This is a genomic window from Streptomyces radiopugnans, assembly GCF_900110735.1.
Taxonomy (GTDB): domain Bacteria; phylum Actinomycetota; class Actinomycetes; order Streptomycetales; family Streptomycetaceae; genus Streptomyces; species Streptomyces radiopugnans.
The window spans coordinates 176,118-194,129 of the sequence record NZ_FOET01000004.1; the positions used below are offsets into that span (position 1 = coordinate 176,118).

Here is an 18,012-nt window from a genome sequence, read left to right on the forward strand (position 1 = left end):
TCGTGCTCGAGTACGAGAGGGACCGCTTGTGGGCGACTGGGAGACGCTGGTCAGGCCGAAACCCGAACAGGCCGCCGGGTACCGGGCCGCGGGCTGGTGGCGCGAGGAGACGTTCCTCGACGACCTCGACGAGGCCGCGCGCCTCAGGGGCGGGCACCCCGCGATCATCGCCTACGAGGGCCGGGATCGCTCGCGCACCATCGACTACGCCGAACTCCGGCGCCTGGTCGAGCGCTTCGCCGCCGCCCTGGCCGAACTCGGCGTGGGGCGCGGTGACGTGGTCGCCCTCTACCTGCCGAACCGCTGGATGCTCACCCCCCTGTACCTGGCGTGCCACCGCGTCGGCGCCGTCGGCTGCCCGGTCATCCCCGCGCTGGACGTGCGGGAGCTGTCGGACGTGCTCACCCGCAGCGGGGCGAAGGTCTGCGTGACCGCCGACCGCATCGACGGGACCGACTACGGCGCCCGTCTGGCCGAGGCCGCGCCCGGCTCCCTGAAGCACCGGGTGGTCATCGGCGACGCCGCCGCTACCGGCGCGGTCGACTTCGAGGAGTTCTTCGTCCGCACGCCCTGGGAGGAGCGCCGCACCGTCGAGGCGGCCGACCGGCTGGGGCCCGACGACCCGTCGCTGCTGCTGTACACCTCGGGCACCACCGGCCGGATGAAGGGCGTGGTGCACAGCCAGAACACCCTGTACGCGGCCGTGCTCGCGGTCTCCGTGCCGCACCGGCTCACCGCCGACGACGTCGTCTCCATCCCCAACTACGCCACCCACATGGCCGGGCTGACCTACGCCTGCTACATGCCGCTGCTGCTGCACGCCACCTGCGTGATGCAGGAGGCGGGCCGCGACATGGAGCTGCTGCTGGACCTGATGGCCACGCACCGCGTCACCTGGGCGTACGTCCCCCCGGCGTTCCTGGTGTCGATGCTGGAGGCACAGCGCAAGGAGCCGCGCGACACCTCCAGCGTGGCGCAGGTCGTCTCCGGCTCGGCGCCGATCGCGCCCCGGCTGATCGCCGAGATGCGGGAGGTCTTCGGCATCCCGGTGCGCGCCCTGTGGGGCATGACGGAGAACGGCGCGGTCACCGTGACCCGCGCCGACGACCCCGAGGGCTGGGCGGCGCACAGCGACGGGCGCCCCGAGCCGTCGATGGAGGTGCGCATCGACGCCGAGCCCGGCGACGACACCGGCCGGCTGCTGGTGCGCGGCGCCTCCCAGTGCCTGGGCTACCTCGGCCAGCGCGAGGTGTACGAGGCCTGCCTGGACGAGGAGGGCTGGTTCGACACCAGCGACCTGGCCCGCGACGACGGGCGCGGCGGCATCCGCATCACCGGCCGTAGCGCCGACCAGATCACCCGGGCCAACGGCATGAAGGTCTCCACGCTGTACGTGGAGTCCGTGCTGGTGCGGCACCCCCTGGTGAGGGAGGTCGCCCTGGTGGGCTACCCGGACCCGGAGGTGCCCGGCGCGGAGCTGGTGTGCGCCGTGGTGGTGCCGGGCGAGGAGCCGCCCACCCTCGCGGCGCTGCACGCGCTGCTGTCCGAGGAGAAGGTGGCCCGGGCCCTGTGGCCGGACCGGGTGCAGTTCGTGTGGGAGCTGCCCAGGAACTCGCTGGGCAAGATCCTGCGCCATCCGCTGCGCCGCCGTCTGGAGATCGAGTACGAACGCGCCGTGCGCCGATGACGGCGGCGGCGCAGGCCGCGGCGGACACCCCGGCGCGCGGGCGGACCCCGCGCCGGCGGTCGGTCGCGCTGGCGGTGATCTCCGCGGCGCAGCTGATGTTCCTGCTGGACGCCACCATCGTCAACGTCGCGCTGCCGAGCATCCAGCGCTCTCTGGAGCTGGACGGCGCGGGCCTGGAGTGGGTCGTCGCCTCGTACTCCATCGCCTTCGGCGGCCTGCTGATGCTGGGCGGGCGGGCCGGGGACATCCTGGGCCGGCGGCGGATGTTCGCGGCCGGGCTGGCGCTGTTCACCTGCGCCTCGCTGCTGGGCGGGTTCGCCTCCGAGCCGTGGCTGCTGGTGGTGTGCCGCGCGGCGCAGGGGGCGGGCGCCGCCGCGGCCTCGCCCGCCGCGCTGTCGCTGATCGCCGTGACGTTTCCGCAGGGGCCGGAGCGCGACCGGGCGATCGGCTGGTACACGGCGGTGGCCACGGCCGGCGGCGGCCTCGGTCTGCTGGCCGGCGGCGTGATCACCGCCTGGCTCTCCTGGCGCTGGGTGATGCTGGTCAACGTGCCGATCGGGGTGGTGCTCCTGGCCGTCACCCGGCGGGTGCTGCCCAGGACGCCCCGGCGCTCCGGGGTGTTCGACGCCTCCGGCGCCGTCACCGGCACCCTGGCGGCGCTGCTGCTGGTGTACGGACTGGTCTCCGGCTCCTCCGGCTCCTCCGGCTCCTCGGGGCACGGCAGCTGGACGCGGCCTGAGGTGCTCGTCGCGCTGGGCTCCGCGGCCGTGCTGCTGGCGGTCTTCGTGGCGGTCGAGCGGCGCGGGGCGCAGCCGCTGGTCCCGCTGCGGCTGTTCGCCGACGGACGGCGGGCGGGCGTCTACGCGGTGCTGGCGCTGACCAGCACCGCCATGTTCGGCGTCTTCTTCTTCCTCACCCTCTTCCTCAGCCGGGTGTGGGGGTACAGCGCCCTGCGGATCGCGGTCGTCTACCTCCCGCTGACCTGTCTGCTGGTGGCCGGGGCCAGGTTCGGCCCGCGTCTGGTGGCCCTGGTGGGGGCCCGTGCGCTGGTGTGCTGCGGTCTGCTGACCGCCGCCGCCGGAATGGCGTGGCTGTCGCGCATCGGGGAGTCCGGCGGCTACGCCACCGGGATGCTCGCGCCGACCGTGCTGGTCTACGCGGGGCTCGGCGTCACCGGCGTCCCCCTGACGCTGGCCGCCCTGGCGGACGTGGCCGACGAGGACTCGGGGGCGGCGTCGGGGCTGCTCACCATGGCCCGGCAGATCGGCGGCGCGACGGGGCTGGCCGTACTCGGCGCCGTCGTGTGGGCGGCGGCCGGAACCGCCGGGCACACGGGGACGGAGGCGGCGGACGCGGCGCTGTCCTCGGGGATCGCACACGGCTTCCTCGCGGCGGCCGCGGTCACCGCGCTGTCGCTGCTGCCGGCGGCCGTCGCCGTGCCCGGGAAGTCCGCCTCCGGCACGGCGAGCGCCGGGGGTGCCGCGGATGCCGGGAGTGCCACGGACGCCGGGGGCGCCGTGAGGACCGGAACGGCGGGGCGCACGGCCGGTGCCGCGAACACGGCCGTGCCGGACGAGGGGTGAGCGGTGTGGACGACTTCCTGGTGGTCGGCGGCGGCATCGCCGGCGCCGCGGCCGGCTGGTTCCTCGCCCGGCACGGCCGGGTGACGCTGCTGGAGGCCGAGCGCGTACCGGGCGCGCACTCGACCGGGCGGTCCGCCGCGGTGTTCTCCGAGTACTACGGCGGCCCGGTGGTACGGGCCCTGACTTCGGCCGGCCGCGCCTTCTACACCGATCCTCCCGAGGGCTTCTCCGCCGCCGCACCGCTGCGTCCGCGCGGCGTACTGGCCCTGGAGACCCCGGGGAGGGAGGGTCTGTTCGAACAGGCCCTGGCGGCGGGGGCGGACGCACCCGAACCGGCCGTCGAGATCGACCGGTCCCGCGCCCTGGAGCTGTGCCCGGTGCTGCGCCCGGAGTCCTTCGGCCGCGCCCTGTACCGCCCGGGGGTGTGCGACATCGACGTGGACGCCGTCCACCGGGGCTTCCTGCGCGGTCTGCGCGCGGCGGGCGGAACCGTCGCGACCGGGGCCCGGGTCGGCTCCCTGGAACGGCGGCGGGGCCGCTGGTACGCGGCCACGCCGGCCGGTGAGTTCTCCGCCCCCGCCGTGGTCGACGCCGCCGGGGCCTGGGCCGACGAGGTGGCCCGGCTGGCGGGCGCGGCACCTGCGGGACTGGTCCCGCGCCGCCGCACCGCCGCCGTCGCCGAGCTGCCGCCGGGTCTCGACGCGTCCCGCTGGCCGATGGTCTGCGACGTGGCGGACACCTTCTACGCGAAGCCGGAGTCGGGCGGGCTTCTGCTGTCCCCGGTGGACGCGGCCCCCGTCCCGCCCGGCGACGTACGGCCCGACGACCTCGACGTGGCCGTCGCCGTCCACCGTTTCGAGGCGGTGGCCGCCCTCCGCCTCCGGCACGTCAGGCACGCCTGGGCGGGGCTGCGGACCTCGCCCGGCGACGACGTGCCCGTCATCGGCCCGGACCCCGGTGTGCCCGGCTTCCACTGGCTCGCCGGGCTGGGCGGATACGGAATCCAGACGGCTCCCGCGGCGGGTGCCCTGCTCGCCGCCCTCGCCGTGGGGGACGGGCCGCCACCCGCGCTCGCCCCCCTGGTCCCGGACCTGACCCCCCGTCCGTGACCCGCACGGCTCCCCTCCAGCGCGCCATCCCGTCACCAGCAGGGAGTGCACAGATATGTCGACAGATGCGTCGGACACCCTCCGGCTTTCCGCCGGCGGCAGCGTCGACCACGGCCCCTACCGGCCCGTGACCGCGCTCATCGAGGAACAGACCGACCGGACCCCCGACCGCCCCGCCCTGGTCTGGCGGGGGGCACAGGAGGAGAGGACCCTGACGTACGCGGAGTTCGACGCGCTCGCCAACGGGCTCGCCGCGCGGCTGTCGGCGGCCGGTGCGGGCCCCGGCGCGGTGGTGCCCGTGGTGGTGGGCAACAGCGTCGAACTCCCCTTGTGCATGGTGGCGTTGATGAAGACCGGTGCGGCGTTCGCGCTGTGCGACCCGGTGTGGCCGGAGGAGCGGCTGCGCTCGGTGCTGCGGACGCTGGACCCGCCGCTCGTCCTGACCTCCGGTCCGCCGGTGTGCGCCGGCCGGTCCGCGACGGTGGTGCGCGCCGCCGGGATCACGCCGAGCACCGAGCGCCCCGGCGCGCTCCCCGGCCCCGGCGACGTCGCCTACGGGGTGTTCACCTCCGGCACGACCGGCACCCCCAAGTGCGCCCTCAACCTGCACGGCGGGCTGGCCAACCGGTTCCGCTTCATGACCCGCCACTTCCGCGCCACCGGGCGGGAGGTGGTGCTCCAGAACAGCCGCCACACCTTCGACTCCGCCATCTGGCAGCTGCTGTGGCCGCTGACCACCGGCGGGCGCACGGTCGTCCCCGAGCAGGGCGAGTTCCTCGACCTGGAGCGGACGGTGGAGGCCATCGACCGCCACCGGGTCACGGTCACCGACTTCGTCCCGGCGATCCTGGGCATGCTCGTGGCCCTGCTGGAGTCCGACCCCGCGGCCGTGCGCAGGGTCTCCTCGCTGCGGCACCTGGTGGTCGGCGGCGAGGAGATCGTGCCGCACGCCGTCCACCGGCTGCGGGAGATGGTCCCCGGCCTGGAGATCAGCAACGGGTACGGCCCCTCGGAGACCGCCATCGGCATGGTCTTCCACCGCGTCCGGGGCGACGAGGGCGACCACATACCGCTCGGGCGGCCCATCGACAACTGCCACGCCCTCGTCGTCGACGACGCGCTGCGGCCCCTGCCCGCGGGCGCCACCGGCGAGATCCTGGTCGGCGGGGCCTGCGTGGGGGCGGGATACCTGGGCGATCCGGAGCGAACCGAGCGGGCGTTCGTGCCCAACCCCTTCCCCTCCGTTCCCGGCGAGCGGCTGTACCGCACCGGTGATCTGGGCTGGTACGACGAGCGGGGGCTGCTGCGCTTCGCCGGGCGGCGCGACCGGCAGGCCAAGGTGGACGGCGTCCGCATCGAGCCGGCCGAGATCGAGACCGCCGCCGAGGGCTGCCGCGGTGTCGTCCAGGCCAAGGCCATGACGGTGCGGCGGGCCGGGCGCAACCGGCTGGTGGTCGCGGCGGCCGCCGAGCCGGGCACCACTCCGGCGGCGCTCCGCGCCCACCTGGCGTCCGTGCTGCCCCGCATCCAGGTGCCGCGCCACTGCTTCGTGCTCCAGTCCCTGCCGCTGACGGACAACGGCAAGGTGGACCTGCGCGCGCTGCGCGCGATCGTGGAGGACAAGCTGGAGTCCGAGGCGAGACCGGCCGTGCGCGGCCCTGCGGGCGCGCGGACCCCCGCCCAGCGCATCGCGCACGTGATGGGCTCGGTGCTCGGCCTGCCCGACTTCCGCACCGGCGACGACTTCCTGGCGCGCGGCGGCGACTCGCTGTCCGCGATGAGCGCGACACTGCGGATCCGGGAGGCCGTGGGCGCCTCCCTGAGCCTGTCCGACCTCTACGAGCACCGCACGCCCGAGCGGCTCGCCGCGGCCCTGGGCAGACCCGGCGCGCACGGCGGCGGGGAGCACGGGGCGCCCGGCGGGGACGAGGCGCTGTCGATGGAGCGCGACGCCCGGCTCCCGGCGGACCTGACCCGCCTGGCGCGGCGGGCGGCGGGTGCGGTCCCGGCCGTGCCGCCGCGCACCGTCCTGGTCACCGGGGCCACCGGCTTCGTCGGGGCCCGGACCGTGCACCGGCTGGTGACGTCCACCGGGGCGCGTGCGGTGTGCCTGGTACGCGCCCGCGACGACGCGCACGCCCGGGAGCGGCTGGCGCGCACCCTGCGCTCCCAGGGGCTGTGGGACGCGGACGTCGCCGCGCGCGTCGAGGCCCGCCGCGGCGACCTGGAACGGCCCCGCTTCGGCTGGCCGCGCCCGGAGTGGGAGTCCCTGACCACCGGGTGCGACGCCGTGCTGCACATCGGAGGCCTGGTCAACTTCCTGCTGGACTACCGCTCCCACCGCCCGGCCAATGTCAGCGGCACGGCCGAGGTGCTGCGCTTCGCCCTGTCGGGGCGGCCCAAGCCGCTGCACCACATCTCCACCCTCGGCGTCCTGGACCGGCACGCGGCCGGCGCGGCGGAGCCGGTGGGCGAGGACTTCGACCCCCGCGACGCGGCCCTGCCCGCCAGCGGCTACAGCCGGTCCAAGTGGGTGGCCGAGCGCATGGTGCTCGCGGCGCGGCGGCTGGGCGCGCCGGTGGTGGTGCACCGGCTGGGCGAGGTGATGCCGGCGGCCGACAACGGCGTGCCCAACCCCGCGGCGCTCACCCACCTGCTGCTGTCCGCCTTCCTCCAGCTGGGCGTGCGGCCCGGTGTGCCGATGGTCTCCGACTACACGCCCGTGGACGAGACGGCCGCCCGGCTGGTCGCCGCGCTCTCCGAGCCGCCGCCCGGGCCACCGGGCCACGGCGTCTACCACGTCTTCCGCCCCGGCGGCGTGGACTTCGCCGCGCTCGACCTGGCCGCTCCGGGCGGTGCGCGCGCCCTGCGCACGGTGCCGGCGGAGGAGTTCGCGGCGGCGCTGCGGGAGGCGGCGGACGACGACCGGGACTCGGCCGCTGCCGTGCTGCACGCCCTGCTGACGGCCCTGCCGTCGGCCGTGCCGGGCGGCACACCGGACTTCCGGCGCCTGCTGTCGGACAATCCCGGCCTGTTCACCAGGGACGCGTGCGCCGCCCTCGACGCCCGCCACGGCCTGCGCGAGGGGCCGCTGGAGGCGGCGGTCGCCGCCTACCGCGCCACGCTCACCGCCTGAACGGCGCGGCGGGCGCCGAACACACCGAAACACACCGAAACAACGAGAGTTCCGAGAGAACGAACCGAAAGGACGACAGTGCGCTACCGAAGCATGGGCCGGCTCGGCTGGGACGTCAGCGAGATCGGCTACGGCATGTGGGGCATCGGAGGCGGCCCCGGGGGCTTCACCGGCTGGGACTACGACACGGCGCCGGACTGCCTGGACCTGGCGGTCGACCTCGGCTGCACGTTCTTCGACACCGCCTGGGTCTACGGCCGCGGTGTCAGCGAGCGGATGCTGGGCGACCTGCTGCGCAGGCACTCCGACCGCCGGCTGTACGTCGCCACCAAGGTTCCGCCGCTGAACCGGGAGTGGCCGCCGCGCCCCGGCGACACCCTCGACGACGTCTTCCCGCCCGGCCATGTGCGCGAGTACGTCCACCGCAGCCTGGAGAACCTCGGCACCGACCGCATCGACCTGCTGCAGTTCCACGTCTGGGAGGACCGGTGGAGCGATGACGAACGCTGGCAGCGGGTGATCTCCGACCTCAAGGCCGAGGGCGTGATCGAGGGGTTCGGCATCAGCGTCAACCGCTGGGAGCCGGAGAACTGCCTGCGGGCGATCGACACCGGCCTGGTCGACGTCGTCCAGGTCATCTACAACATCTTCGACCAGGCTCCCGAGGACGAGCTGTTCGAACGCGCGCTGCTCGACGACATCGGCATCATCGCCCGCGTCCCCTTCGACGAGGGCGGCCTCACCGGGAAGCTCACCCACGACACCGTCTTCCCCGAGGACGACTGGCGGGCGGTCTACTTCGGCCCCGAGAACCTGGGTCCGACGGTCGAGCGCGCCGAGCGGCTGAAGAAGGTGCTGCCCCAGGGCATGACACTGCCCGAGCTGTCGCTGCGCTTCATCCTCCACCACCCGGCCGTCAGCACCGTCATCCCCGGCATGCGCAGACCGGAGCACGTCCGCGCCAACCTGGCCGTCTCCGACGGCCGGAGGCTGGAGCGCGCCCTGCTCGACGAGCTGCGCGGCCACCGCTGGGACCGCCGCCCGACGGAGTGGTCGATGTGACCGTCATAGCCATGTGGGCGCACCCCAGGGCGGTCTCCACCGCCTTCCTGCGCATGATGGCCGAACGCGGCGACGTGACCGTGGTGCACGAGCCGCTGGTGCTGCTCACCGACCACGGCGAGGTGTCCGTGCCCGGCCCGGACGGGAGCACGGTCGTGCTCCGCTCCCCCGGCGAGCTACTGGCCCACCTCGCGGCGCTGGGCGAGGAGCGGCCGGTGTTCTTCAAGGACACCCTGGAGTACCACTACCAGCACCTGTTCGACCATCCGGAGCGGATCGCAGGTTTCCGGCACACCTTCATCGTGCGCGACCCGGCGCGCGCCATCGCCTCGCACCACGCGGTCAAACCCGAGGTGACCTGCTCCGAGATCGGCTACGAGCACCAGTGGGACCTGTTCGAGCTGGCCTGGAAGACCACAGGCGAGCGCCCGGTGGTGATCCGTGCCGAACGGCTGCTGGCCGATCCGGCGGGGGTGGTCTCGGCGTACTGCGAGCGGGTCGGGCTGCCCTACGTACCCGAGGCCCTGAACTGGCAGCCGGGCGAGCGCGCCGAGTGGCGGCCGAACCGGCGCTGGCACCTGGACGTCATGGCCAGCTCGGCCTTCCGGGCGCCGGAACGGGAGTACGCCGTCACCGTCGACAACGACGAGCGGCTGCGCTCCTTCCACGAGCACCATCTGCCGTACTACGAGCGGCTGATCGAGCACGCCCTGTGACACACCCCGCGACAGGCCCCGCGGACCCCGCACTCCCGGGGCCGGCGGACCCAGGACCAGGAGGAACCCGACCATGAGCGTCACCGCGACCGTCACCGGGCGAGGCGGCCCGCCGCCCGCCGCGACCGCACGGGCCGCCGCGCCCTCGCCGGGCGAGGAGTTCGCCCGGGCCTTCACCGAGGCGCCGGACAGGGCCGAGGTCCACTTCGGCTTCACCATCACCGATGCCTTCGAGCCGGGCAAGGAACGGCACAGGCTGACGGCCCGCCATCTGTTCCGCAGGCAGCGGGCCGGCTCCGGCACGGTGCGCACCTGGTTCGAGACCAGACCGCCCGGGGACGTGCCGGCCCGCGAGGGGCGGCTGCGCGAGGAGTCGTTCCTGTTCTCCCCGGCCGACCACCGCGTCGCACCGATCACCGCCTGGGTGCGGATCCCCGACGGGCTCGCCGGGGAACCGGCGGCGCTGGCCGCCTTCGTGGACCGGCGGCTGATGGTCCGGCTGGGCACGGCGGAGAACCGGGCGCTGACCCAGGACGTGCTGCGCCATCCGGACGTGGCGTCCCTGCCCTACCGGGGCTCGTACGCCGCCGGGCTGCTCGCCGCCTTCGACGAGATCGAGCAGACCGGCGGGACCGGGCACGCGGTGATGGTCAACCCCCGTGACTACTACGGGCAGCTGGTCGGCTCCGGCAGCCTGCTGGCCGACCTCGCCCGCGAGGGCGTCATGGTCTGCCGGCACCGGCAGGTGGCGCCCGGTTGCGCGCTGGTCGGCGACTTCGCCATGGCCGCCGTGCTCCTGGACGCCGAGCGCTCGGTGATCAAGGTCGCGGAGCCGCCGCCGGGGACCTTCGACGAGCCCGGGGGCACGGCGGTGTGCGCGGTGGTCCACGAGTCCGTCGCCGTCCAGCTCCCGACCCACTTCTTCCACGTGGTGCCGGGCTGACCGGTTCCGGTGCGGGCGCCGGGCCGGCCCGGCGCCCGCACCGGAACCTCAGGTCTGCGCCTGCCAGATGCTCAGGTTGAGCGCGGCGGCGAAGGCGAGAGCGGTGAACAGCACCAGGGAGGGCCAGGACGCCCGCCCCCGCGCCTCGGTCCTCTCCCGGGTTGCGCGGTGTGCCGGCATACGGTCCTCCTCACAAGACAAGTCGTCCGCTCCCTCCCGCACCGCCTACCCCCTCGGGGGCGCTCGACCGGACCGGCGCACCGGTCCGGCCGGAGCCCTCCGCCGGCGCGCGGGCCGGAGCAGACTGGAAGAGGATGGCCGGAAGGAGGCGGCCGTGGGCCGACCGGTGCCCCGGGAGACCCGCGCCGGTCCGGACGCCGGCGGCCGGCCGCCGGGCGATCCCCGAAGTCCGAGGTCCGACGGACGAAAGGTGCCGACATGACCGCGAACAGCCCGTACGAGCAGCCCCCCGGCCACGGCCCGCAGAGTTCGCAGGAGGCCCGGGTGCAGGCGCTGGAGACGCAGGTGCAGGCACTGGCCGAGGCCGTCCGGGCCCTCGCCCGGGGCCTGGAGCAGCCGCCCTCCCAGGACACCCCGCTGCCCGAGGCGGCGGCCCGCGGGGCCAGGCTCGCGCACGAGATCCTGCTGGCCCAGGGCCTGTAGGCGGCGCCTCCCGGCCGTCCGCGGCCCGTCCCGCCCGACGGGCGCGGCCGGCGGGGCGCTGCCAGACTGGGCGGCGAGGGGGCGGGAGACTACCCCGGAGGCGGCTATGACGAGTTCACAGGGACGCCGGCCGATCGTGGTGGGAGTGGACCCCGACCCCTCCCGGCGGTCGGCCCTCGCCTGGGCCGCGGACGAGGCCGCCCGGCGGGGCCTGCCGCTTCGGGTGGTGCACGCCGAGAGCGTGCCGACCGGCGGCTACTGGTCGTCGGAGCTGCGGCCGTCCTGGGAGCAGTGGAACCGGGCGCTGCACGAGGCCGGCGAGCGGGTGCTCAGGGACGCGGTCTCCTTCGCCGAGGAGCGGCAGCCGCGGGTGGAGGTCTCCTGGCTGCTGGCGGAGGGGCACCCCGCCTGGGTGCTGCGCGAGGAGACGCGGAACGCGGCGATGGCCGTGGTGGGGTCCTGGCACCTGTCCTCGGCACAGGAGCTGTTCGGCTCCGCCGCGGTGGGCCTGCCGCTCACCGCCCACGCCCCCTGCCCGGTGGTGGTCCTGCGGGAGCCGGAGCACGTCGTCCGGCAGCCGCCGTACCTCGTGGTGGGCGTCGACGGCAGTCCGGACTCCGCCGCGGCCGTCGACTTCGCCTTCGAGGAGGCCTCGCTGCGCGGCGCTGCGCTGCGGGCCCTGTACGTGTGGCATCCGCCGCTGCTGGGCTCCCTGGACGAGGACGCGGCGGAGCAGGAGGCCCGGCGGCTGCTGTCGGAGTCGGTCGCGGGCCGCACCGCCGCGCACCCGGAGGTGGAGCTGCGCCGGGAGTTCGTACGGGGGCATCCGGTGCAGGTCCTGGCCGAGGCGTCCGAGCAGGCCATGGGCCTGGTCGTGGGCACCCGGGGCCGCGGGGGCTTCACCGGGATGCTGCTGGGCTCGGTGAGCCAGGGGGTGCTCCACCACGCCCGCTGCCCGGTCTTCACCGTCCCCGCCGCGGGCGGGCGCGCCGCCTGACGCGGCGTCCCGCCGCCCGGATGCGGGACGGGGCGGAGCGGACCAGAATGGACTACCGGGTCCGGGTGTCCAGAGGCGCCGGGGCGCCTGGGCGCCCGGGGCCTCTCCGCGAAGCCGGTCCACCGGGCCGGCCGGACCCGCCGGGCCTGCCGGTTCCGCCGGGCCCGGCGGAACCGGCGAATCCAATGAATCCGTCGGATTGATTCACCCCATTCACCGCATCCTCTGCATTCACCGGATCCATCGCATTTCCGATTCGAGGAGACCGCCATGACCACTGCCCGGGACATCATGCACACCGGAGCGGAGTGCGTCGGGGAGCACGAGACGCTGGACGCCGCGGCGCGGCGCATGCGCGACCTGGACGTGGGCGCGCTGCCGATATGCGGCGAAGACGACAAGCTGCACGGAATCATCACCGACCGCGACATCGTGGTGAAGTGCCTGGCCACGGGGGGCGATCCGGCCAGGACGACCGCCGGTGAGCTGGCCCAGGGGCGGACGTTCACGGTGACCGCCGACACGGACGTCGAGAAGGTGCTGGACACGATGGAGAAGCACCAGGTCCGCCGGGTGCCGATCATCGACGAGGAGAAGCGGCTGGTCGGCATGGTCAGCGAAGCCGACCTGGCGCGCAACCTCCCCGAGGCCGAGGTCGGCCGGTTCGTCGAGGCCGTGGTGGCCAAGCACCTGTGACCACCGCCCTCGCGGGGCCGGAGGTCCGGCCCCGCGGGGTCGCCGCCGTACGCCGGACGGGCGGGGCGCGCCGTACGCTGGCCCGTGTGCGCACCGTGGAGCTGCTTCCGGACGGCGCCGCCGACCTGGCCGTGCGCCGGGTGTGGCGCCATCTGGCCGCGGCGGGGATGCCCAGCCAGGAGGCGCACACCCATCCGACCAACCGCCCCCACCTCACCCTGGCCACCGCCGACGCGCTCCCGGACGCGGCGCGCGAGGAGGTGGCCGCGGCCCTGGCCGCCCTCCCGGCGGAGCTGTGCCTGGACGGACTGCTGCGCTTCACGGGGCGTACGCACGTCCTCGCCTGGGCCGTACGGCCGGGTCCGGAGCTGCTGCGGCTGCACGGGGCGGTCTGGCGGGCGCTGGCCTCCTCGCCCGGGGCCGGGGGGATGAACCCGCTGCACGCTCCCGGCCGGTGGGTCCCGCACATCACCCTCGGACGCAGCCGCCGCCCGGCATGGGACCGGCCGGACGCGGAGTTGCTGCCCGCCGGGCTGCGGGGGCCGGTGCGGGGCCGTCTGACCGGTGCCCGCAGCTACGACTCGGCCACCCGCACCACCGAGCCCCTCACCCCGTAGGGACGTGCCGCAGGGGCGCGCCCGGGCCCCTGCGCCCGTCGGTGTCCTCCGCCCATCAGTCCGCCGTCCGTCAGTCCGCCGTCCGGCCTTCCCGGGCCACCAGGGCGAAGGTGTGCCCGGCCGGGTCGGAGTACAGGCGGACGTCGCGCGGGCCGCCGTTGTCCTTGGTGTCGATCGGGCGCGCCCCGTGGCCGACCGCCTCGCGCTCGGCCTCGTCCATGCCCTCCTGCGGGACCAGGATGTGCAGGTGCGCCTGGAGGGAGTCGTCCGGGCGGGGCCAGCTCGGCGGGGCGAAGCCGTGGTCGCGCCGGACCGCCAGGCGGACCCCCTCCGGCCCGGTCACCTCGATGAAGTCCGGGTCCGCGCCCCGGCGCACCTCGGCCTCCAGGAAGTTCGCGTAGAACTCCGCCAGCGCCTCGGGCTCGGCGCAGTCCAGCACCAGCACACTCGTCTTCTGCACGGGCACGGGTCACCCCCACGGGTCGTCGTCGGCCGTTCGCCGTCCGTCGGGGCCCGTATACCCCCGAATCGCCGGAGCAGCGGGCTCCGCTTCCAACTGCCCGATTTCACAAGCGAGTTGGCGGGCACTGCGCATGGCGCGCCCGCCTTCCACCCGGTACGCGCGGCCGCCGCGCCGCCTTTCCGGGACCGGCCCGGCAGCCGCGCGGAGCGGATCGGCGCAGAACGGACACACCCGGCGAAGGCTGCCGCGCCGCGTCCGCGGGTAGGTTCCGTTCATGACTGATGTCGTGGACGCAGACGAACTCCTCCGTCGCATCCGGGTCGCACGCGACTGGGCCGCCGAGCGGGAGGCCGGGACCGGGGGCCTGTCCGGCACGGACGGGAGCGCCGGCACTCCGGCGGCCGACATCGACCGCGTCGTCTTCTCGGTGGTTCGCGAGGTGCTGGACGAGATCATCAATCCGGGAACCCACTCCCGCCAGCAGTAGGCCCTCACGGGCCGCCGGCAGGAGTACACGGGAGTACAGGGGCCGCGCGGCGGTGACGCGGGTGCGGCCCCTGCCTCGGCAGCGCCGATGGCACGGCGCGCGGCAGGCCGGTGCCGTCGCGCCCGGTCCGGCCGCCGGGCACACACGCGCGGGGCGGGCCGGTTTCCGGCCCGCCCCGCAGCCGTGGAAGCGAGGGCTGCCCGGATTCGGACGGCCGGGGCCCGGACCCGGGTCCGCCGCGGCACGTACCCGCGCGCCCAGGGCCGGCAGGCGGAGCCCACGCCCGTCCACGGCGTCCCGACCGGTCCATCCGCCGCACGGCGGCGGATCCCGCCCGAGGCCGTCCGCCCGCGCCGGTGAGCGGCGGACCGCCTCCCACAGATCAACAGAACAGCGCAGAAGCCTTCACGCAAGTACACATAGGAAATTTCCTACGCGCCTGTTGTTGGCATCCGTGCGCTGTTGTGGTGATGTCCTCGTATTTCTAGCGTGGTTTTCGGCTTCGAGAGGTTCGCGAAGGCCGGTCGTGTGCGGGTGACCGGACGCGCCGCCATCCTCCGGGATGACGGCACAGCCCGCTCCGGCCGGCTTCGAAGCCCTCGCGGGACATCCGCGAGCACACCACACCACGACAGAAAGGGAATGATCATGCGCGCTTACGTGCGTCCCACCCTCGCCAAGGCCGGCGGCTTCCGCAAGACGACCGGGCTCGCCGGTCGGAGCGCCCCGGACCTGCTGGGCGGCAAGAACCTGGCCTGACGCGGCCACCGCACGACCGCTCCGCACCCGCCACGGGTGCGGAGCCCCGGCCGGCCCTCCCCGCCGGCCGGCGAGCCGGGTGGCAGCCGCTGCCACCCGGCTCGCCCGTCTCCGGACACCGGCGGCCGGAAGATGTGCGTGTCCACGGCCCCGCTCCTCCGCCCGGAGGGGGCTTCCCACCCGGAGGCCACGGCCCGGCCCGAAACGGTCCCCCGCGGGACGAAAGGAAGTCACCGCAGGCCGGGGCGATTCTCCCCTTGGCTCCGCCAGGGGCGACCCCGCCCTCCGCTCCGCCAGGGGCGGCCCCACACCCGGCCTCGACAGGAGCGACCGCATCACCGGCTGAGGCCGGTGGTCCCCTCGATAGGAGACTGATGGACGGTTCCTTCTCCCCACCCCCCGCCTCCGCGTGGTTCGTCGTCCTCCCCGACACCGACGCCGCCGCCGGGCTCGGCGCACGGGCGCGTGCGCACGCCTCCCAGAAGGTGGCGCACCCCTCCGGCCGCCCCTGGATCCTGGGCCACTGGGCGCAGGAAGCGCTGACGGTGGGGGACTGCGGCGACGCGCGGGTGGCGGTGCTCGGCGAGCACCTGGTCACCGCCGCGGAGGCCGCGCGTGCCGCCGCGGCGGCCCGGGACTCGCTGGCCTCGCTCGACCGGTTCACCGCGGCGTGGCCCGGGAGCTTCCACCTCCTCGCCAGCGCCGCCGGCCGGGTCCGGATACAGGGGGGCGTGGTGGGGGTCCGGCGCGTCTTCCACGCCGGCTCCGGCCCGGTGACGGTGGCGGGCGACCGCGCGGACGTGGTGGCGGAGCTCGCGGGCAGGAGCCTGGACGAAGGGCGCCTGGCCGTCCATCTGCTGACCCTGAGTCTGCTGCACCCCCTGGCGGGGCAGCCCGTGTGGGACGGGGTGGAGCGCCTGCCCGGCGACCACTGGCTGTGCCTCCCCCCGGAAGGGGGCACGCGGCGGTTCCGCCGGTGGACCGCGCCCGAGCCCTCCGTGCCCCTGGCCGAGGGCGCCGAGGCGCTAGCGGAGGCGCTGACCACCGCCGTCGACGTACGCACCCGGGGCCGCTCCCTGGTGACGGCGGACCTCGGCGGCCTGGACTCCACGGCGGTGTGCTGCGCGGCCGCCCGCGGAACGGCCCGGGTGGTCGCCTACACCGCGGAGACCCACGACCCGCTCGGCGACGACGCGCACTGGGCCCGCCGGACGGTGGCGGCCCTGGGGAACGTGGAGCACCATCTGGTCCCGGCCGAGCGGATCCCCCTGACCTACGACGGTCTGGACACGTTCGACGACCGCCTCGACGCCCCCTGCCTGATGGCCGTCGACCACCGGCGCCGCATGAGCCTTCTGGAGCTGGCCGCACACCGGGGCTCCACCCTGCACCTGACCGGCATGGGCGGTGACGAGCTCCTGATGGGCTGTGCCGCGCACCTGCACACGATGGTCCGCACGCACCCGCGGACCGCCCTGCGGAGTCTGCGGGGCTTCACCGCCAAGTACGGGTGGTCCCGGCGGGAGGTGCTGCGCCAGCTCCTCGACCGGCGGGACTACCCGTCCTGGCTGAAAGGGGTCGGGCAGGACCTGCTGCGGCCCCAGCCGCGGGAGCGGGAGCCCCTGCTGGAGTGGTGCGTGCCGCCCAGGCTGCCGCCGTGGACGACGCCCGACGCCGTCCACGCGGTGCGCGAGCGCATCCTGTCCGAAGCCGCCACCGTGGAGCCGCTGGCCGCGGGCCGGGGCCACGGGACGCACCGGGAGCTGGCCACCATGGACCTCACCTCCCGTTTCGCCCGGCACGTCGACCAGATGGCCGCGCCGCTGGGAGTGGCCTGCGAGGCGCCCTACTACGACGACCGGGTCGTCGAGACGTGCCTGGCCGTGCGTCCACAGGACCGGATCACTCCCTTCCGTTACAAGCCGCTGATCGTGGAGGCCATGCGCGGCATCGTGCCCGAGGAGAGCCGTACACGGGCCACCAAGGCCAATGCCGGGATGGAGGCGGAGCTCGGTCTGCGCCGCCACCGCGAGCGGCTGCTGGCCCTGTTCGAGGACTCCCGTCTGGAACGGCTGGGCCTGATCGACGCCTCCGCGCTGCGCCGGTGGTGCGACCTCCCGGTGTCGGCGGAGCTGGGCAGCGAGCTGCTGCAGCCGACCGTCGCCTGCGAGGTGTGGCTGCGGTCCCGTGAGAACGCCACCGCCTCCTCGCGGACGGCCACCTGATCCATCGTCCCGACCGCCTGCGGCGGACCGAACGGAAGGAAGACCCCATGGCACTCACCCTGCGCTCCGGTGTGCTGATGACCGACACCGAGTACGGAACGGCGCTGCTCGACCAGCGGAGCGGCGAGTACTGGACCCTCAACCCCACCGCGGCCGCCGTGCTGCGCGCACTGCTGGAGGGCCGCTCCGCCCGGCAGGCGGCGACGGCCCTCACCGGCGAGTACGACGTGGCTCCCGAGGAGGCCGAGGAGGACGTGCTCCGCATCCTCGGCGAGCTGCGCGACGCGCGGCTCGTCTCCGGCTGAACGGGCCGTCGGCCGCGGCGCCGCCGGAGCGACGGGCCGGGCCGCAGGCCGGCGCGGGAAGAGAAGTCCGCGGCAGAAGAGAAGGAGAAGAGGAGAAGGTGTCGACCCCCGAAGCGATTCCGTACGATCCCCGATCCGTCCCCCTGGCGCACCGCCTCGCGGCGCGTTCCGCCGTGGGATGCGCCCATCTGCTGGCCGTGCTGCCGCCGGGCCGCATCCGCGCCGTCCTCACCCTGCTGCGGCGCGGCGCCCGTCCGGCGACCGAGGCGGAGGCGGCGAAGGCCCGTGAGACGGTGCTCGCGGTGAGCCTGGCCTGCGGCGGGCAGCGCGGATGCCTGCCGCGCTCGCTGGCCACCGTGCTGCTGTGCCGCATGCGCGGCCGCTGGCCCGTGTGGTGCGTGGGGGTGCGCACCAGCCCGCCCTTCGCGGCGCACGCCTGGGTGGAGGCCGAGGGGGTACTGGTGGGCGAGGGCTGCCCGGCCGACTACTTCCAGCGCTTCTTCAGCGTGGGGTGAGGCCGTTGACCGCGCAGACCGCACCCCCGGCCCGGGCGGGCGCCGTCCG

The 18,012-nt window shown here is 75.2% G+C and carries 18 protein-coding genes; 16 read left to right on the plus strand and 2 right to left on the minus strand.

The genetic code is table 11. The features are described from left to right. Positions 1 to 28 precede the first annotated feature (28 nt). The 7 genes from BMY40_RS10965 to BMY40_RS10995 all read left to right on the plus strand — a co-directional run bounded on the left by BMY40_RS10965 (position 29) and on the right by BMY40_RS10995 (position 10,236). Positions 29 to 1,687, plus strand: coding sequence for an AMP-binding protein (locus BMY40_RS10965; protein WP_177213958.1), 1,659 nt, complete (start codon positions 29 to 31; stop codon positions 1,685 to 1,687). Continuing rightward, positions 1,684 to 3,270: an MFS transporter gene (locus tag BMY40_RS10970; protein ID WP_093658141.1), complete on the plus strand. Its 1,587-nt coding sequence runs from the start codon at positions 1,684 to 1,686 to the stop codon at positions 3,268 to 3,270. Before BMY40_RS10965 ends, BMY40_RS10970 begins: the two co-directional genes overlap by 4 nt. Continuing rightward, a complete protein-coding gene (locus BMY40_RS10975) occupies positions 3,267 to 4,379 on the plus strand; it encodes an NAD(P)/FAD-dependent oxidoreductase (protein WP_093658143.1) in 1,113 nt (370 codons plus the stop codon). The genes BMY40_RS10970 and BMY40_RS10975 overlap by 4 nt, the downstream gene beginning before the upstream one ends. A gap of 55 nt (positions 4,380 to 4,434) precedes the next feature. After that, on the plus strand, positions 4,435 to 7,515 hold the full coding sequence (locus BMY40_RS10980) for a non-ribosomal peptide synthetase (RefSeq protein ID WP_093658145.1): 3,081 nt from the start codon (positions 4,435 to 4,437) through the stop codon (positions 7,513 to 7,515). A gap of 78 nt (positions 7,516 to 7,593) precedes the next feature. After that, a complete protein-coding gene (locus BMY40_RS10985) occupies positions 7,594 to 8,577 on the plus strand; it encodes an aldo/keto reductase (protein WP_093658147.1) in 984 nt (327 codons plus the stop codon). Next, a complete protein-coding gene (locus tag BMY40_RS10990) occupies positions 8,574 to 9,293 on the plus strand; it encodes a sulfotransferase-like domain-containing protein (RefSeq protein WP_093658149.1) in 720 nt (239 codons plus the stop codon). Before BMY40_RS10985 ends, BMY40_RS10990 begins: the two co-directional genes overlap by 4 nt. A gap of 73 nt (positions 9,294 to 9,366) precedes the next feature. Then, a complete protein-coding gene (locus BMY40_RS10995) occupies positions 9,367 to 10,236 on the plus strand; it encodes a family 3 encapsulin nanocompartment shell protein (RefSeq protein ID WP_093658151.1) in 870 nt (289 codons plus the stop codon). Between the two features lie 48 nt (positions 10,237 to 10,284). On the opposite strand, the gene BMY40_RS28940 is transcribed toward BMY40_RS10995, so the two are convergent. Next, positions 10,285 to 10,416, minus strand: a complete 132-nt coding sequence (locus BMY40_RS28940) for a hypothetical protein (protein ID WP_281250762.1) — start codon at positions 10,414 to 10,416, stop codon at positions 10,285 to 10,287. Between the two features lie 258 nt (positions 10,417 to 10,674). On the opposite strand from BMY40_RS28940, the gene BMY40_RS11000 reads away from it, so the two are divergent. The 4 genes from BMY40_RS11000 to BMY40_RS11015 all read left to right on the plus strand — a co-directional run bounded on the left by BMY40_RS11000 (position 10,675) and on the right by BMY40_RS11015 (position 13,209). Continuing rightward, the gene (locus tag BMY40_RS11000; protein ID WP_093658153.1) at positions 10,675 to 10,899 is read left to right on the plus strand and encodes a hypothetical protein; all 225 of its coding nucleotides are present in this window, start codon (positions 10,675 to 10,677) and stop codon (positions 10,897 to 10,899) included. Between the two features lie 106 nt (positions 10,900 to 11,005). Continuing rightward, the gene (locus BMY40_RS11005; RefSeq protein WP_093658155.1) at positions 11,006 to 11,896 is read left to right on the plus strand and encodes a universal stress protein; all 891 of its coding nucleotides are present in this window, start codon (positions 11,006 to 11,008) and stop codon (positions 11,894 to 11,896) included. Between the two features lie 270 nt (positions 11,897 to 12,166). After that, the gene (locus tag BMY40_RS11010; protein WP_093658157.1) at positions 12,167 to 12,592 is read left to right on the plus strand and encodes a CBS domain-containing protein; all 426 of its coding nucleotides are present in this window, start codon (positions 12,167 to 12,169) and stop codon (positions 12,590 to 12,592) included. Between the two features lie 86 nt (positions 12,593 to 12,678). After that, a complete protein-coding gene (locus tag BMY40_RS11015) occupies positions 12,679 to 13,209 on the plus strand; it encodes a 2'-5' RNA ligase family protein (protein ID WP_093658580.1) in 531 nt (176 codons plus the stop codon). 70 nt (positions 13,210 to 13,279) lie between these two features. On the opposite strand, the gene BMY40_RS11020 is transcribed toward BMY40_RS11015, so the two are convergent. After that, a complete protein-coding gene (locus BMY40_RS11020) occupies positions 13,280 to 13,675 on the minus strand; it encodes a VOC family protein (protein WP_093658159.1) in 396 nt (131 codons plus the stop codon). A gap of 271 nt (positions 13,676 to 13,946) precedes the next feature. On the opposite strand from BMY40_RS11020, the gene BMY40_RS11025 reads away from it, so the two are divergent. The 5 genes from BMY40_RS11025 to BMY40_RS11040 all read left to right on the plus strand — a co-directional run bounded on the left by BMY40_RS11025 (position 13,947) and on the right by BMY40_RS11040 (position 17,963). Then, positions 13,947 to 14,159 carry a hypothetical protein gene (locus BMY40_RS11025; protein WP_093658161.1) on the plus strand — a complete coding sequence of 71 codons (213 nt, stop codon included), beginning with the start codon at positions 13,947 to 13,949 and terminating at the stop codon, positions 14,157 to 14,159. A 648-nt stretch (positions 14,160 to 14,807) separates the two neighbouring features. Then, complete coding sequence (locus tag BMY40_RS28550; RefSeq protein ID WP_245770004.1) at positions 14,808 to 14,918, plus strand: keywimysin-related RiPP; 111 nt, start codon at positions 14,808 to 14,810, stop codon at positions 14,916 to 14,918. Positions 14,919 to 15,292: 374 nt separating this feature from the next. After that, the gene (locus BMY40_RS11030) at positions 15,293 to 17,143 is read left to right on the plus strand and encodes a lasso peptide isopeptide bond-forming cyclase (RefSeq protein ID WP_093658163.1); all 1,851 of its coding nucleotides are present in this window, start codon (positions 15,293 to 15,295) and stop codon (positions 17,141 to 17,143) included. Positions 17,144 to 17,190: 47 nt separating this feature from the next. Further along, the gene (locus BMY40_RS11035) at positions 17,191 to 17,448 is read left to right on the plus strand and encodes a lasso peptide biosynthesis PqqD family chaperone (protein WP_093658165.1); all 258 of its coding nucleotides are present in this window, start codon (positions 17,191 to 17,193) and stop codon (positions 17,446 to 17,448) included. 98 nt (positions 17,449 to 17,546) lie between these two features. Then, positions 17,547 to 17,963 (plus strand): lasso peptide biosynthesis B2 protein, encoded by a 417-nt coding sequence (locus BMY40_RS11040; protein ID WP_107436757.1) that lies wholly within the window; start codon positions 17,547 to 17,549, stop codon positions 17,961 to 17,963. Positions 17,964 to 18,012: the final 49 nt, after the last annotated feature.

What these genes read in the sequence shown, in the direction of transcription:
- BMY40_RS10970 (WP_093658141.1), top strand. Translation starts at nt 1,684, where the DNA reads ATGACGGCGGCGGCGCAGGCCGCGGCGGACACCCCGGCGCGCGGGCGG.
- BMY40_RS10980 (WP_093658145.1), top strand. Translation starts at nt 4,435, where the DNA reads ATGTCGACAGATGCGTCGGACACCCTCCGGCTTTCCGCCGGCGGCAGC.
- BMY40_RS10995 (WP_093658151.1), top strand. Translation starts at nt 9,367, where the DNA reads ATGAGCGTCACCGCGACCGTCACCGGGCGAGGCGGCCCGCCGCCCGCC.
- BMY40_RS28940 (WP_281250762.1), bottom strand. Translation starts at nt 10,416, where the DNA reads ATGCCGGCACACCGCGCAACCCGGGAGAGGACCGAGGCGCGGGGGCGG.
- BMY40_RS11000 (WP_093658153.1), top strand. Translation starts at nt 10,675, where the DNA reads ATGACCGCGAACAGCCCGTACGAGCAGCCCCCCGGCCACGGCCCGCAG.
- BMY40_RS11005 (WP_093658155.1), top strand. Translation starts at nt 11,006, where the DNA reads ATGACGAGTTCACAGGGACGCCGGCCGATCGTGGTGGGAGTGGACCCC.
- BMY40_RS11010 (WP_093658157.1), top strand. Translation starts at nt 12,167, where the DNA reads ATGACCACTGCCCGGGACATCATGCACACCGGAGCGGAGTGCGTCGGG.
- BMY40_RS11025 (WP_093658161.1), top strand. Translation starts at nt 13,947, where the DNA reads ATGACTGATGTCGTGGACGCAGACGAACTCCTCCGTCGCATCCGGGTC.
- BMY40_RS28550 (WP_245770004.1), top strand. Translation starts at nt 14,808, where the DNA reads ATGCGCGCTTACGTGCGTCCCACCCTCGCCAAGGCCGGCGGCTTCCGC.
- BMY40_RS11030 (WP_093658163.1), top strand. Translation starts at nt 15,293, where the DNA reads ATGGACGGTTCCTTCTCCCCACCCCCCGCCTCCGCGTGGTTCGTCGTC.
- BMY40_RS11035 (WP_093658165.1), top strand. Translation starts at nt 17,191, where the DNA reads ATGGCACTCACCCTGCGCTCCGGTGTGCTGATGACCGACACCGAGTAC.